Here is a 14,619-nt window from a genome sequence, read left to right as displayed (position 1 = left end):
GCCTGTTCCACAAGAAAATCTACTCTTTGTGGAACGGGCCGGAGAGCCCGTTCTTGAGAATGGTGCAAGATGTGAGTTACATCCGTTACATCGGTTATAGAATCCGTTGCCGAACTTCCCTTTTTCTTCTTCCTGACATCCGTTACATCCGTTATAGAATCCGTTGCCGAACTTCCTTCTTCTCTCTAAAACACAGTGCCGTCACTTTCAATCTGAATTGGTGGCACTCCACCAGCCCTCAATTCCCCCGCAATTTTTCGCCCCGCCGCCCAAGTTCCTCCTTGCAAAATCTTCACCAGCGGCAATTCTGTCTTATTCAAATGCAGCTTTTCTCGAATAGCTGCGGCAATTTTATCTAAAAGATTCACAGTCAGCGATCGCCATTCTACTATAACTTCCGAACCCGGCAAGTAACTCTGTTCAAAAATAGCCGAATCTTTTGCCCGCAGCAGCCCGATATCCAAACACAAACCGCCGTTGCGGTACTCCGGCAATCCCGTTAACTCATCCAATCCCGTGACTTCTAAATCAAGTTCTTGCAGGGGTTCCAACAGCGAATAAGTCAACCACTGCGAGAGTTTGTGAAACGGCACGAATTCATCTCCCAGATTTTCTCCTGTTAAAGCCGGATGCTGCCAAACATCGCCTAAATTGACTCCACCAATTGCATATCTTCCCGGCCAAATTTCCCCAAAACCTGTCAAAACAGCGCTCAACACAACCGCAGCATTCACAGTTTTGGTTTCATAAACCCGACTGTCGAGCAAGTATTTTGCCAAATTACCGGGACGCGGGTTTTCGCTGCCAAATAATAATGGATGCTGGCAAATCGCATTTCCCAAACGCTGCAATAATTCTAATCTGCCTGTTAAACCAACTAGCGGATTGTCTCGACTTACCTGAAATCCAGCAGCTAAGGTTTCTAGTTTTAATTGAGAAAGTCCGCGAAAATCAGCTTGCCAAGGAAAAGCGGGATTGCTGGAAAAAACACCTTGACAAAACATCCGCAAGCTGGCTATTGCTAACCCTTCAGAACGGCGGTAAACCTGTCCGGTTTCAGGTTCGCAATACTGCCAATCTGCACCAGCACCGGCATCAAGCAAAACGCTGATAATTGCTAAATCAAATTTGATTTTAGCTTGCTCTATGAGTGCAAATTCTGCTAAAGCTGCATTCAATTCGGCGAGTCGCGACAAGTTGCCAGCTTCAAAATGTCGCCAGCGACTGTGAAAGGGAATGTTAAAATCGGGATACTGTTGGCGCGTTGTGTCAATTACATAATTTGCTGCTTTGTCGAGTTGGGATAAATCGACGCGGAAGTAGCGGAGTTTGTCCTGGCGAGCTAAATCAAAAAGCCGATCGCACTTTTGGCGAATAGCAGCCGGCGTTCTCAGATATTCTACAATCTCAAGTTCAATATTTTGCAACTTCATGTAACCAAACACCGATAAACATCGTTTTCTTGAAAAAAGTCAAACTGAGTGTAATCTAAAAGATTATCTAAAATCACATTTTTATCGATTTTTATCAGCTTATATTCCCACTTCGATCCGCTGACTTCGCGTTTTATTTGATCGGAAACTATCACCGAATTTCTTTCTCTACCCGGAGTTACTATTTTACTTAAATCTTCCAGTCTGTCGGCTATGTGAATATCTTTTCCGTAAGTGCAAGACCGAAATATATATAAATTTCCCTTAGCAACTCCCACCGACAAGCCACAAGGTATTTGATTGGCGTCAATAAAAAGTTTCCAATTCTCGCACAGACTTTCCATTGCCGCTAAGGCTGAGTGAGCTTCCGGGAAAGTCAACAAATGCGAATCCCCAACAATACTCCGAATGGTGCCACCGTATTCTTCGCAAATTGTTTTTTCAAAAGTATCAAAGTTGGTGAGCAAATATTCCACATCTTTGATAGAATTAGATTCTTGATAAGCTATAAAACCTCTCAAATCTGCTTTAATGATTGCTTGATTCTTGATGATTCGCGTTTTGTAACTTTGGTCAACTTTGTATACTTTTTCAGGTTCGCTCATCCCTTTCAAAGAAAACTCGTTGACAAAAGACGTTTGCACTTCTGCTTTGTTGAGCGCCAGCCATGCTGCTTGGGACAAATATATTTCATCCGGCGGAGTTACAGATTCTATGCGCGCTGTTAAATTCACCGTATCGCCAAAGATATCTTTATCTTGATGCAAGACATCTCCTAATGTAATCGACACGCGAATAGCCAATCGTTCGTCGTTCGCCTTGCTAGATTGTTGCGCTCTCAATTCTTGCTGCATTTCTATGGCTGCTACTGCCGCTGCTGTGACGCTGGGAAAAATTATCCAAAATGAATCACCTTCCCCTTTGATCACGCTGCCTTCATTTCTGGCGCTAATATCTGAAACAAAAGTTTTATGCTCGTTTAACAAACTACTTAAGTCCGACTGAGATAATTTTTTGACTCTGGCGGTATATCCACAAATATCTGTTTTTACGATCACACTAGAACGCAAATTAGCCATAACCTACCCTGACTGATCAAAAACCAGCAATAAATTTCATTTAGCAAAGACGCGATTGTTCGCGTCCCATCGGTCGCGTCTTTGCCCTCTTAATCTCCTAAATCGCGTCCGATCGCTTCTGCAAGAATTGTAGCATCTGGCACAGGGTCAGGCGTGTAGTAGCCGGCGGCTTTTTTGGCGACGATTTCGACTTGTGCGTCTGCGGGAATCCAATCTTCAGGAATGGGGATGCGATCGACCACCTGAATGCCAGAATTGATAATCGCATTGTATTTCATATCGCTCATCGAAACTAAACTGTCTATTCGAGAGATCCCCAACCAGTGCAGCACGTCTGGCATTAGTTCTTGAAACCGCATATCTTGAACTCCCGCCACACATTCAGTGCGTGTAAAATAGGCATCAGCGCGATCGCCGCCTTCCTGCCGTTTTCTGGCATTGTACACCAAAAACTTAGTCACTTCCCCCAAAGCTCTCCCTTCCTTGCGGAAGTAAACTATTACCCCAGAACCGCCTGATTGGGCCGTTTGGATGCAAATTTCCATCCCGTGTACCAAATAAGGGCGACAAGTGCAGATATCGGAACTGAAAACATCTGAACCGTTGCATTCATCATGTACACGTACCGCCAACTGCTTATCCGGGTCCGAAATATTCGCGACATCGCCAATAATATAAACCGTAGTTCCGCCAATTGGTGGCAAGAAAACGTGTAAGTCCGGCCGCGTCACTAAATCCGAGAACATTCCGCCTGTTTGCTCGAACAGAACACGGCGGAGAACGCTTTCTTGAACCCCAATCCGCCGAGCAATTCCCGGCAAATACCAAACCGGGTCGATCGCAACTTTAGTTACTGCTAAATTGCCACCTGCTTTGACTATTTTGCCATCAATTTGCACTCGCCCCTTAGCGATGGCATCTTGCAATTCCGGCATATTAATGTGAGCTTTAGTGACAGCAATTGTCGGTCGAATATCATATCCCTGCTGGAGAAATGAAGTATAAACTTCGCTAACCAAACCCCCAAAGGGATCGAGAGAAACAATCAAATTGTGATCGCCCCAACTCGCGTGTGGCCCGATGTGTGCGGCCGGAGAGGTGTTGGTAAAATCGGGGCGGTGATCTGCTTGGAGTGCGCCAGAAGCAACTGCTAGCGCGCGATAAACTGAGTAGGAACCCGAATGAGTGCCGATCGCATTCCGGTGAGACGATTTGGTAAGGCTACCAATCACAGGCCCCCGTTTCAGCGGATCGATTTCTCCCCAGTGGATGGGATGAGGTTTTGTGCCGGATCTGTCGGGATGGGATGTTAAAACTATATGCTTGGGTTTTGACACAGTTGTTTTTGGCTCTTACTATGGATGCTGCTGTTAGTTGAAAGTGAAATTGCAATTTGAAGCAGTGATTTATGATACCAACAGTACACACCTCCAGGGTTGAAACAATCGCGCTACCCACACACAACCTTTTCTCGGCTTGGGTTTCACGATAATAGGAGGTTTTCGTCGGATTTGATATAAGTCCAGAGTTCAATCTTTCCCAGTATAGCCAACACCAAAGCCAGCACAACTGCCAAACGCCAACTTTGAAGTTTTAAGATATGCGCGAAAAAAAAGATTTGAGATTCTGAGCCGCCGACGTGCACTCAATCTCAAATCTCAAATCTCAAATCAAATACTTTTGGTAAAAACGTCTTAATCCAGGCTTTGAGGGTGACAGAATTCCATTATAATTGCCTCACCTTCCCCGCGCGAGTCCAATTCCTTCGCCATGCGCTCAACACGTTCTTCAGAAAGGAAGAATCGGGTAACTTTGTGCGGTACAAACCACCGATAGCGCAGCCACAAACAGATAGAGTAACGAAGGCTATCCGGCAAAGAGTAGGTGTAATTTCGCTGAATTGCCAAACCTGCCTTTTCGCCGGCTAGAGCCAAGGTTTTTGGAGTGTAACCGATCAGATTGTAAGGATAATCGGTGCTGTGCCAGCGCCAGCCCAGTTGCCGCGCGTATGGGCTGTCCGCGTTCGGTACAGCCACCCAAATGTAACCGTTTGGAGCCAGCAATTGTCTCATGCAGTCGAGTGTTTCTGCAGGCAAAGGCGTTGCTCCCAAAACGTGTGAACAGAGTATGACATCAAACTTTTCGTCAGTACCTTTTTCTGCAACGTATTCTTCTACAGTGCCAGTGAAAACATCGATACCGCATTCCCTGGCTGCTGCTGCTGCTGAGGAGCTAGGCTCAATTCCTGCCACCTCAACTCCGAGTTTTTTGAAGACTTGGATAATGGAACCTCCCCCGCATCCTACGTCTAACAGCCGCTTGCCTACAGGGATAGGAATGTGTCGGTATTCATTGAGTTTTTTGGCTTTTTTTACTACGTCTTCTTCGTCTGGTACGTAAGTATTGTAGCACTGCCAGCCTTCGGGGTAATAATCGCTCAGTTCATCCCATGTCGGGCGTGGATTTACGAATACTAAGCCACAATCTTCGCATCCGTAAACTGACCATTTAGGAGCCTCTTTTGGGTGGCGGGCTGTCCCCGCTGTGTACAGGAAGCTGATTTTTTGGGAGCTGCAAACTGGGCAATTTGTAAATTTTTGCATAGTTTCAGTTTCATGATTTGTACAGTTGCTAAGGGCAGTGGAACTACCACAATTTATTACCATTAGCTGAGCTGGTAGAGTACACCCATGCAAGCAGATCGAACACTAGGTTTATTTGCAAATCAGTGTTTGTAGATGCTCGGCTTGTTGGCGCTCGGCCCCCGATCGATCGGCGTTGTACAATTTTATGTCTAAATGGTTAGACTGAGAAGGTAGCATTTGTTACCGATAAAACAACTGACGCTCAACAGACAATGATTGTCGGTAGCGTTTTTGCGGTTGCGCTAAATTCTTAGGAAAATACTAACTCACAAAATTAATGTTGCCAAGTACATCTAATTATTTCCTCAAAAATGCTCGCGTGCCCGCGTCTCTTCTAGAGATGAAATCGATCGCGCCCTCAGCTTCTACTGTGGCGACAACGGGGAGTGAGAACAATTTTTGTTTGGTGGATTTGGAAATTGCAGCAGGGACGATCACCCACATTACTCCAGCAGGTACAAAACCTGTATCCTCCTCTGGAGATATCCCAGTTATAGATTTGCAGGGCGGCTTAGTTTGGCCTTGTTTTGTGGATATGCACACTCATATAGACAAAGGTCACATTTGGGAACGATCGCCCAATCGCGATGGAACTTTTGCCAGCGCGATCGAAGCCGTAGGCGCTGACGCTCAAAAAAACTGGAATGCAGACGATGTTTACCGGCGAATGGAGTTCGGACTAAAGTGCAGCTACGCCCACGGAACCAAGGCTATCCGCACTCACATCGACAGCGCGGGCGAACAGGGAACTGTTAGTTTGGGAGTATTTGAAGCGCTGCAAGCCGAATGGGGCGATCGGCTGATCTTGCAAGCAGTTTCCTTGGTTTCCCTCGACTATTACCTGACACCCGCCGGCGAAAAATTAGCCGATCGCATAGCCCAAATCGGCGGGATTCTCGGCGGCGTCGCCTATATGAATCCCGACTTAGACAAACAACTCGATCGAGTTTTTGCCTTAGCCAAAGAACGAAATTTAAACCTCGACTTCCACACCGACGAAAACGACGATCCAGATTCAGTAACACTGCGGGAAGTCGCAAAAACCGCCATCCGCCATAAATTTTCCGGTCAAATTATCTGCGGACACTGCTGTAGTTTAGCCGTACAACCCTCAGATTTAGTAACAGAAACTATGGAATTAGTCAAGGAAGCAAATATTGGCATTGTCAGCTTGCCGATGTGCAACCTTTACCTGCAAGACCGAGAATCTGAGCATACACCGCGCTGGCGGGGAGTGACGCTAGTGCACGAACTCAAAGCAGCAGGAATTCCCGTTGCAGTTGCTAGCGACAATTGTCGCGATCCGTTTTACGGATTTGGCGATCACGATGTTTTAGAAGTTTTTAATATGGCAGTCCGTATCGCTCATTTAGATAGGCCTTATGGAGACTGGCCCTGTGCAGTGACAAAGACTCCAGCAGATTTAATGGGATTGCCGAATTTAGGACGAATTGCAGTGGGTTTACCTGCTGATTTGATTTTGTTTAAGGCTCGGAATTTCAGCGAATTGTTATCTAGAGCGCAGGGCGATCGCACAGTTTTGCGGCAGGGCATTAAAATTGAGACAACTTTGCCCGATTACCGCGAACTAGACGACTTGTTAGCAACGGAAATCTGACATTTTGTACGAATATCAAGAACAGGCAAGATGCCTGTTCCACAAAAGATGAATTTTCTTTCTACTCGTTAGTATGCAGAGCCGGGAAACAGTTAATTGAGTTTTGTGGAACGGGCAAGATGCCCGTTCTTGACAATGGTGTAATATGTAGGTTTTACAAAGCATTTAGCATTGGTATATTGTCAATTCGCCACTATTTTGATATAAATATAAAAGCTAATTCGAGTGAGGATGTTTTAAGTGAAAGCAGTTATTTTATTGTCGGGAGGGCTGGATTCCTCAACAGTTTTGTATCAAGCCAAAGCCGACGGCTGCGAGTGTTACGCTATTTCCTTTGACTACAAGCAAAGACATCGGCGGGAGTTGGAATCAGCAAAGGCGATCGCACTTTCGGCCGCAGTTAAGGCACATCAGGTGGTAAACTTTGACCTAACGCTTTGGGGCGGTTCGGCTTTGACGGATAATGAGATGGAATTGCCGATCGAGCGCAATCTTGCAGAAATGTCTCAAAACATCCCCATTACCTACGTTCCTGCCAGAAATACGATCTTTCTCAGCTTTGCCCTGGCCTACGCAGAAACTCTAGAAGCCGATCGCATTTACATCGGCGTCAACGCTTTAGATTATTCCGGCTATCCAGACTGCCGCCTCGATTACATCCAAGCAATGCAGGAAGTATTTCGGTTAGGAACAAAGCAGGGAAGAGAAGGAGAACCTATTAATATTGTAACACCTTTGATCGAACTTAAAAAAACAGAAATTATTCAATTAGGCAACAAATTAGGAGTACCTTGGGAGCAAACTTGGTCTTGCTATGCAGGCGGGGAAAATGCCTGCGGTGTTTGCGATTCTTGTCGCCTGCGGCTGGTGGCTTTTGAGGAATTGGGGCTGAAAGATCCGGTGCCTTACGCTTAAACAGGACTTACGCATTTCGTAGGGTGCGTCAGAGGTAAAACCTAATTATTTCGTACTCGCTTCAAGCCTGACGCACCTTACAAACAAGACTAAAATTCAGGCTGCTTATTTAGCTTCCGGCTCATCCTCAACTTCCGGTTGACCCAGGGGGAACGCATCTTATTGAACACTGTTCATCAGTGGTGAGTATATTTTGAGATAAATTCACCATTCTTAGAAACTACCGATACGCTTTGTAATGACTTTTTAGATAAAATAGGAACTAATTCATGGTGGTTTTTACTTAATGCTAATTTTGAGACAATAAAAATATTACAACCACTGTTTACAAGTTGTATAATAGTTATTAATGAGTTATTTGTGAGAATTTAGGTAACTGCAACAGCGAGAATCTTAGTCAAATAGTCATCATCCCACCCGGCTGGAAGTCGCTTATTTCTGGCTCCGGTTTTTGAGGTTTTTTCTTGATTCAAAAGATTAAGCGAGATGTGTCTAATCATAGCAAAGTTTTGCGGAGCATTATCTTTGCTAATTCGACAATCATCTTCACGAAAACCCACATCTAATACCCAATGTAAAGAATTTTCAATTCCCCAATGGCTGCGGACTGATTCACCAAATCTTTGAGCATTATTTGGTAAACTACTAATATAATAACGAGTTTCAATAGTTGTTTTTCCTTTCACTATTTTTACGGATTCTATCATACCTATACTATGAAGCTTCTCCCATTGATTGTCGGGATCTATCCGCTCTTTGATGTCACTTAACATGGTTGTAATGTCTGATTTCTTAGCGACCGTGATTATTCTCTTTCTTCGTCGCATGAGCTGTATGTGTAAATCCCGAAAATCCTTGTATAATTGCTTGTTTAAACAACTCTTCTACTCTGGCATACAGGGATGGTTGGTTCTTTTTTAAGGTGATTACGTAATCTCCTCCTTGTTCGACAATTGACTTCACAATTTATCTCTGACAGCCCATAGCATCAATACTGACAATGCTTCCCTTCAATTCTAATACTTTGAGTAAAGCCGGAATAGCTGTGATTTCATTAGACTTTTTATCAACCTTAACTTGTCATAAAACTAATCTTTGACTGGTCGCCCAAGCACTGACCATATGAATCGCTTTTTTGTCTCCTCCCCGTGAGTAATAATGGCGAAGAGTTTTGCCATCAAGTGCGATTACTTCTCCGGGATTCAAGCAGCTAATAGATTGAATCCAACTCAAAAAACATTTCTGAAATTGCTCAAGTTTGAGGCGAGAAAATACTCGCGCAATTGTGTCATGCGAAGGGATGCCATTCGGCAATTCTAAAATTTTCTTTAACCATTCGTATTTAGCACGCCCGTAACTTTCGATATCCACCCATGTATCAGCACCGCAAATCACAGCACAAATTGAAAGGGTGATAATATCAATTAATTGATGATGCTTCGTTTGCTCAATTCTGGGATCTTCTAAGTCGGAAAAATGGTCGGCAATGGTGATTTTAGGTTTGAGTTTCATAATGCTAAGCTCTAATTGAATATTTTTTAGATGCTCAATAACTCTGCTCCAATATACCATATTCTGTTAACATAAAATTTAGATGCGTTCGCCCTGATGGAAAATACAATCGTGCTGCTCAAAGTTTAGCTTTTCCATTTTTGGCGATCGCAGAAGTACCCGGATTTATTGAACAAAGCAGGGCAATCGGACAAAGAGCAGCCGTCAGTTGGTTTCCGACAATAATTAGAAAAGATTTGCCACAGAGCGAGGAATAAAAAATGCACAATAGATACGCATAAACTCTATATTTAGCGTGTATATGGCGCACATTTTCGCTATAAATAGCGCCTCACACTCTAGAAAATATATATGCTCATTATTTCTTTCTCATCCTTCTCTGGGAACCTCTTTTAGGCAGCCGCTTAATTTCTGTTTCGCCTCCTTGAAATTCTACTTCTTCTCTAATTTCTACAGTGACACTTTTAACATCGCTTTCGGTCATTAGTTCCTTTTCATCAATTCCCTCATAATCCGGTAGATTTTCTATTAACTGCACGTCCAACCCAGAAGTTTGAACCGACGATTCTTCGATTTTTTTACTAATTTCAGTTTCTTCAAGCTCCTGCTCAATTTCCGCCCCCACTAAATCTTCCTCGAAAGCAGGGAAATCATCAAGTTCTTGACTAATTGCAGTTTCTCTGATTTCCTTGTCTACTAGCTGCATGGATAACTGCTGCTTTTCCCTTGACAATTCCTCAACCTTAGTTGCAAGCATTCTAATCTGTTCGTTGAGAACGCGAATTTCTCGGTTTTGCTGCTGAATCATTTCTTCGGCATCAGCAAGAGTTCGATTTCTCTCTAATATCACCTCATTTTTAGTTTCTAATTCCAAAGCGCTCATAGCCGCTTTAATTACATTATAAAAATGCGGCTTAGATACATCAACTTGTTTAGCATTATGGCGACTTTTTCCCAACAGTCCAATCTTTTGTCCTTGCTTAACAGCCAAAACAAAACCTTGATGATTTTTTATTTTTAATTCTTTGACAAAATCTACTTGAACTAAACTGCAAATATATTTGTGACAGTCAAAATAAAATTCTGCTTTCATCAAAAAGCACCCCTTCCTGCTACAGTCCCGCAGAATTATACCACGAACAGAGTTTTTGCGGTAAATAAAAAGAAATAAATAATCGATCGCCCATTTTGGTCAAAACTAAATTTCATCATCAACAACATCTTCCGGCAACTCTACCACACCCGCAATCAACTTCCAACAAGGGTCATCCCCCTCCCAATCATCGGGCCGCCAAGGCATACTCAAACTCACTGTTACCAAACAAGCTTTTTGCGGTCGATACCCCAATTCTAACTTTCTAATAAACACCGGATCGGTAATTGTTGCAGTCAATCTTTGACCCTGATGCGTGACAATAGATCCTTCCCATTTATTACCCCCTTCAAATCTTTGACTTAACTTTTTTACCGTAAATCTTACTGCTTTGACTAATTGCAAAGTTAGGCGATCGCACCTTGGCAAAGACTGCATATATTCCACCGTAACATATCGCAAATCGTTGTGCAAAATATATTCTTGACTCTGGCAATATTTCAGCAAATATGCTGGCGGAACTTTCCCTACTTGCCGCCATTTTCCCGGTAAAACAGAAAGATTTTCACACTCAAAGTCAAAGTCCGGCCCCGTCTTTGCCAGAGGAATTTCTAGAACATCTAACAACGCGGGTTCAAGTCTATTTATCTGCCGCATTTCTTTAGGAATTTGGCCATCTGGTAAGTCGGAAACCGGACGCACCCACTTACCTTGAAGTTCATTAATTCCGGCGATGCACCTGTCGCCGCGTTTCCAGGAATTAGCGAGACAAATTATCCGAGTCATTCGATTTTAGATTTTAGATTGTAGATTTTAGATTCATCCCACACTTATCTAATATTTTCACTAAATCAAAGATGATTAATTGTGACATTTTTCCACTTATCGCTGAGATATTCAGCAACTAAGCGGCGGTGACAATTATGAGGTTTTGGTTCGCTACAAAGCAGACACCCGCAGTCTAAAATATCCGAGGAAACCTTGTGTTCAATTTGTCTATCGCCCATCAACTCCAAAAACTTCTTTTCATAAACATCCCAATCTCCCTTTTTCTTTTTATAATCATCCAAAATATCTTGAGTCGGCGCTAAATCCAGCACATGAACATACTCAATATTACCAATGGTTCGCAGAAAATATTCTAAATCTTTCCGCTTAGCAAAACCTGCTAACTGTGATACATTATTCAGCCGTGTATCGATTACCCTGCGGACTCCCGCTTTCATCAAAATCCCAAAAAACTCCTCCGCACTTTTTTGAGTAAAACCAATTGTAAATAAATTAATTGCTTTCTTTTGTGACATAAGCGATTTCCAATCCGTGACGATAATAAGCGGTTTCTAAATCAACTACTTCCTGTTTAACTTGAGGCTCTAATTCAAACAAGCTTAGCTGAATTGGCTCATTATTTTTTTTTCCTTTGTTAAACTTGCTCAAAAGTCTTTCTTCTAAATGCTGGTGCGCTTCTAAATTGCCATCGGACAGAATATGATTAATCTGCAAGTTAAAATCTTTCAACTTGTGGCAAACTAAAATAGTCCGATGACAAGTAATCGGGTCTTTTTCCGCACACATTAAACTGATTTTATAATTGGCGGCGCCTTTTAGCAGGCGCTGAATTCCTGCGGAAAATAGAGGAGTTGCTGCTATGCGATCGTATAAAGCTTTGCCGCTAGTATCGTAACAGCTTAAATCCTCTGGTCTCGCGCCCAACTCTTTGCCTAAAAAAACATATTGAATGCCAAAACTTGACAGAGAAGCTTTAATTTCGGATTTATTAAAATGAGGTAAATAGCGGCTAAAAGGATGCGATCGCACATCCGCAACCGCCGTAATTCTGTGTTGTTGCAGCAGCAAAACAAACGCTTCAATACTCAGATTGGAGTGTCCGATAGTAAATAATTCCATTGCTTCGATCTTACTATTCAGTCTTTGCCTTGCGGAGGAGAATTTGTGTATCCAGATGGTTTCAACCTGTAAACTTCAACCTGTGGGTTTTTTAAGCAACTTTTGAATTAAAAGTTGCACAGCCAGCAGCATCAAACCCAAAGATGCAAAAGCAAAAACACCCGCACCCAAAGCCACAATCCCCATAACTAAAGTTCGCACAGCCGCGCCAATATTAATCGCAGTCACATTGTCAGAATGAATCGGGGAATTTGCAAAAGTTTGGACGATCGACAAAGTTAGCGCGTACAAAGCCGCCGCAAAGCCGCCCGCGATCAGGGAACCCATCACGCACCGCAAAATCGTCGGCGGCGTGGAAGATGCAGAGGTTGCATCTCCAGCCGAACTCAGAGGTTTAGAAGTAGAATTTGGATTAGTTAAATCAGTCATGGCGATTTTAGATTTTAGATTTTAGATTTTAGATTTCTGGTTAATTCACCAAAACTAAAATCGGTGTTGCATCACATATTATCAGTTCCTCGATCTCAATAGACTCTGCGAAAAGTTAGATTAACCTTGATCCTCGCCTGTTAGACAGGTTTAACGGGCGATCGCGATCGCACCATCTTCGAGTTACACCCTCGGAATCGGCGCTTTTAGATCATTTTCCTCCGAAAAAATCCGAATCCCAGTATTGCTAAACTGTGCTACCCAAAAATCCAAATCGGGAGAAGTGATCGCACTTTTAACCCGTTCCACAACCTGCTGAGCCTGCTCTGGAGACTCCGCCAGCGCAAACACCGTCGGCCCGGAACCCGACATCATCGTCCCCAAAACCCCCGCCGACTCAAAAGCCTCCCGCAACTGCAACACCTGCGGGTACACGGGCAAAGCAACTTTTTCTAAATCGTTATGCAGCAATTGACCAATTTTTGATCGATCTTTTTGGGCGATCGCCGCCACCATCGGGCCCGAATGCAGCCGTTCCCGGCGGCACGCCAAATCTTCCGCTGCACAATAGGAACTACTGAACTGCTGGCGATAAGTTTGATACGACCATGCAGTAGAAATACTGAGATTGCGGTACTTCGCCAACACCACAGAAAAGCCTGCCAAATCGGGCAATGGCGACAGTTTATCCCCGCGACCAGTTGCCAAAGCCGTACCTCCCCCAATGCAAAAAGGCACATCCGAACCCAAAGTTCCTCCCAACTCTTGCAACTCCGACTGAGTAAGTCCCAATTGCCACAGCAAATCCATCCCCACTAAAACCGCGGCCGCATTTGCAGAACCCCCGGCAAGCCCCGCCGCCACAGGAATCTGTTTGTGAATCGCAATCTCGACTCCGCCGTATTTCGCCAAAGCATCGGGGAATTGCTTCGCCAACAAATCCGCCGCCCGGTAGGCCAGGTTATTCTTATCAGGAGGGACTTGCGGGTGATCGCAGCGCACGCGAATCGTGTCCGTACCGATCGCGCGCAAGTCAATTCGATCGGCTAAATCTATGCTTTGAAGTACCATCGCCAGTTCGTGATATCCGTCGGGGCGATCGCCTATGATTTCCAGATACAGATTGATTTTTGCTGAAGCTAGCAGAGAATATGAACGCATAGGTGATTAAGCCGCAGGTGAAAGAAACCCCTGGTTGAAATTAATTGACACCAGTCCGAGTCCATTTTCTCACAACTCAAAGGAAATATTATGCAGGAAATGTGGAAAACTTTTTTTACTTCCGGGCCATTTATTCCTCACGGCCACTGCTATCTCTGGCATACCCCGTTAGTCGGGCTTCACATTGCCTCAGATTCTATCATTGCACTCGCGTATTTTTCCATTCCGATTACATTGGTTTATTTTATTTCCAAACGCGAAGATTTGCCTTTTGATTGGATCTTTGCCCTGTTTGGAGCCTTTATCGTCGCCTGTGGCATCACTCACATATTTGAACTCTGGACACTTTGGCATCCTAACTATTGGCTTTCAGGAACAATGAAAGCAATTACTGCCCTTATTTCATTAGCTACAGCCATACTTTTGGTAGACTTAATGCCTCAAGCCCTAGCACTTCCCAGTCCCGCACAGTTAGAATCCGCCAACCGACTCCTAGAAGCTGAAATTGTCGAGCGCCAATTAGCAGAAGCCTCCCTAAAAAAAGCTAAAGAAGAATTAGAAATTCGCGTTGAGGAACGCACCGCAGAGTTAAAGTCTCAAACGCAACATCTAGAATTTGCCAACCGACTCCTAGCATCGGAAATTGTCGAGCGCCAATTAGCAGAAGCTGCCCTAAAAAAAGCTAAAGAAGAATTAGAAATTCGCGTTGAGGAACGCACCGCAGAGTTAAAATGTCAAACTCAACAGCTCCATTGGTGACAAGTTAAGACTGTAAGTCTTTTGTCAAGAGGCTTTTAGAGAATTGTTGAAAAAAAACTGGTCAGAC

15 protein-coding genes are annotated in these 14,619 nt (G+C 43.9%); 3 read left to right on the top strand and 12 right to left on the bottom strand.

Features of this window, described 5'->3' with window-relative positions; genetic code table 11:
- Nucleotides 1-185: 185 nt before the first annotated feature.
- The 4 genes from Q5691_RS13480 to Q5691_RS13465 all read right to left on the bottom strand — a co-directional run bounded on the left by Q5691_RS13480 (nt 186) and on the right by Q5691_RS13465 (nt 5,115).
- Complete coding sequence (locus Q5691_RS13480; protein WP_333214992.1) at nt 186-1,433, bottom strand: URC4/urg3 family protein; 1,248 nt, start codon at nt 1,431-1,433, stop codon at nt 186-188.
- Nucleotides 1,430-2,512: an adenylate/guanylate cyclase domain-containing protein gene (locus Q5691_RS13475; protein ID WP_333345202.1), complete on the bottom strand. Its 1,083-nt coding sequence runs from the start codon at nt 2,510-2,512 to the stop codon at nt 1,430-1,432. Before Q5691_RS13475 ends, Q5691_RS13480 begins: the two co-directional genes overlap by 4 nt.
- An 89-nt stretch (nt 2,513-2,601) precedes the next feature.
- Nucleotides 2,602-3,849, bottom strand: coding sequence for a GTP cyclohydrolase II (locus Q5691_RS13470; RefSeq protein WP_333214996.1), 1,248 nt, complete (start codon nt 3,847-3,849; stop codon nt 2,602-2,604).
- Nucleotides 3,850-4,206: 357 nt separating this feature from the next.
- Nucleotides 4,207-5,115 (bottom strand): class I SAM-dependent methyltransferase, encoded by a 909-nt coding sequence (locus Q5691_RS13465; RefSeq protein WP_333345200.1) that lies wholly within the window; start codon nt 5,113-5,115, stop codon nt 4,207-4,209.
- A 319-nt stretch (nt 5,116-5,434) separates the two neighbouring features.
- On the opposite strand from Q5691_RS13465, the gene Q5691_RS13460 reads away from it, so the two are divergent.
- Together Q5691_RS13460 and queC are read left to right on the top strand one after the other, a co-directional pair.
- Entirely contained in the window at nt 5,435-6,775 is a 1,341-nt protein-coding gene (locus Q5691_RS13460) for a cytosine deaminase (RefSeq protein WP_333215001.1), read from the top strand.
- Between the two features lie 240 nt (nt 6,776-7,015).
- Nucleotides 7,016-7,690: a 7-cyano-7-deazaguanine synthase QueC gene (queC, locus tag Q5691_RS13455; protein ID WP_333308906.1), complete on the top strand. Its 675-nt coding sequence runs from the start codon at nt 7,016-7,018 to the stop codon at nt 7,688-7,690.
- Between the two features lie 368 nt (nt 7,691-8,058).
- Here queC and Q5691_RS13450 read toward each other — a convergent pair whose 3' ends face one another.
- The 8 genes from Q5691_RS13450 to ispE all read right to left on the bottom strand — a co-directional run bounded on the left by Q5691_RS13450 (nt 8,059) and on the right by ispE (nt 13,793).
- Nucleotides 8,059-8,517: an ISAs1 family transposase gene (locus Q5691_RS13450; protein ID WP_333345198.1), complete on the bottom strand. Its 459-nt coding sequence runs from the start codon at nt 8,515-8,517 to the stop codon at nt 8,059-8,061.
- A gap of 253 nt (nt 8,518-8,770) precedes the next feature.
- Nucleotides 8,771-9,262, bottom strand: a complete 492-nt coding sequence (locus tag Q5691_RS13445; RefSeq protein WP_333345196.1) for an ISAs1 family transposase — start codon at nt 9,260-9,262, stop codon at nt 8,771-8,773.
- A gap of 298 nt (nt 9,263-9,560) precedes the next feature.
- Nucleotides 9,561-10,295 (bottom strand): hypothetical protein, encoded by a 735-nt coding sequence (locus Q5691_RS13440; RefSeq protein ID WP_333345194.1) that lies wholly within the window; start codon nt 10,293-10,295, stop codon nt 9,561-9,563.
- A 105-nt stretch (nt 10,296-10,400) separates the two neighbouring features.
- Nucleotides 10,401-11,081 carry a dual OB domain-containing protein gene (locus Q5691_RS13435; RefSeq protein WP_333345192.1) on the bottom strand — a complete coding sequence of 227 codons (681 nt, stop codon included), beginning with the start codon at nt 11,079-11,081 and terminating at the stop codon, nt 10,401-10,403.
- A gap of 65 nt (nt 11,082-11,146) precedes the next feature.
- The gene (locus tag Q5691_RS13430) at nt 11,147-11,599 is read right to left on the bottom strand and encodes a DUF488 domain-containing protein (protein ID WP_333215009.1); all 453 of its coding nucleotides are present in this window, start codon (nt 11,597-11,599) and stop codon (nt 11,147-11,149) included.
- Nucleotides 11,577-12,203 (bottom strand): DUF488 domain-containing protein, encoded by a 627-nt coding sequence (locus tag Q5691_RS13425; RefSeq protein ID WP_333308898.1) that lies wholly within the window; start codon nt 12,201-12,203, stop codon nt 11,577-11,579. The genes Q5691_RS13430 and Q5691_RS13425 overlap by 23 nt, the downstream gene beginning before the upstream one ends.
- A gap of 75 nt (nt 12,204-12,278) precedes the next feature.
- A complete protein-coding gene (locus tag Q5691_RS13420; RefSeq protein ID WP_333215012.1) occupies nt 12,279-12,632 on the bottom strand; it encodes a DUF3082 domain-containing protein in 354 nt (117 codons plus the stop codon).
- Nucleotides 12,633-12,815: 183 nt separating this feature from the next.
- On the bottom strand, nt 12,816-13,793 hold the full coding sequence (gene ispE, locus Q5691_RS13415) for a 4-(cytidine 5'-diphospho)-2-C-methyl-D-erythritol kinase (protein WP_333345190.1): 978 nt from the start codon (nt 13,791-13,793) through the stop codon (nt 12,816-12,818).
- A gap of 90 nt (nt 13,794-13,883) precedes the next feature.
- On the opposite strand from ispE, the gene Q5691_RS13410 reads away from it, so the two are divergent.
- The gene (locus Q5691_RS13410) at nt 13,884-14,552 is read left to right on the top strand and encodes a hypothetical protein (protein WP_333345188.1); all 669 of its coding nucleotides are present in this window, start codon (nt 13,884-13,886) and stop codon (nt 14,550-14,552) included.
- Nucleotides 14,553-14,619 lie beyond the last annotated feature (67 nt).

Source organism: Microcoleus sp. w1-18aA5, from assembly GCF_036701705.1.
In the GTDB taxonomy this organism is placed as follows: domain Bacteria; phylum Cyanobacteriota; class Cyanobacteriia; order Cyanobacteriales; family Microcoleaceae; genus Microcoleus.
This window is presented reverse-complemented; position numbering and strand designations above follow the sequence as displayed.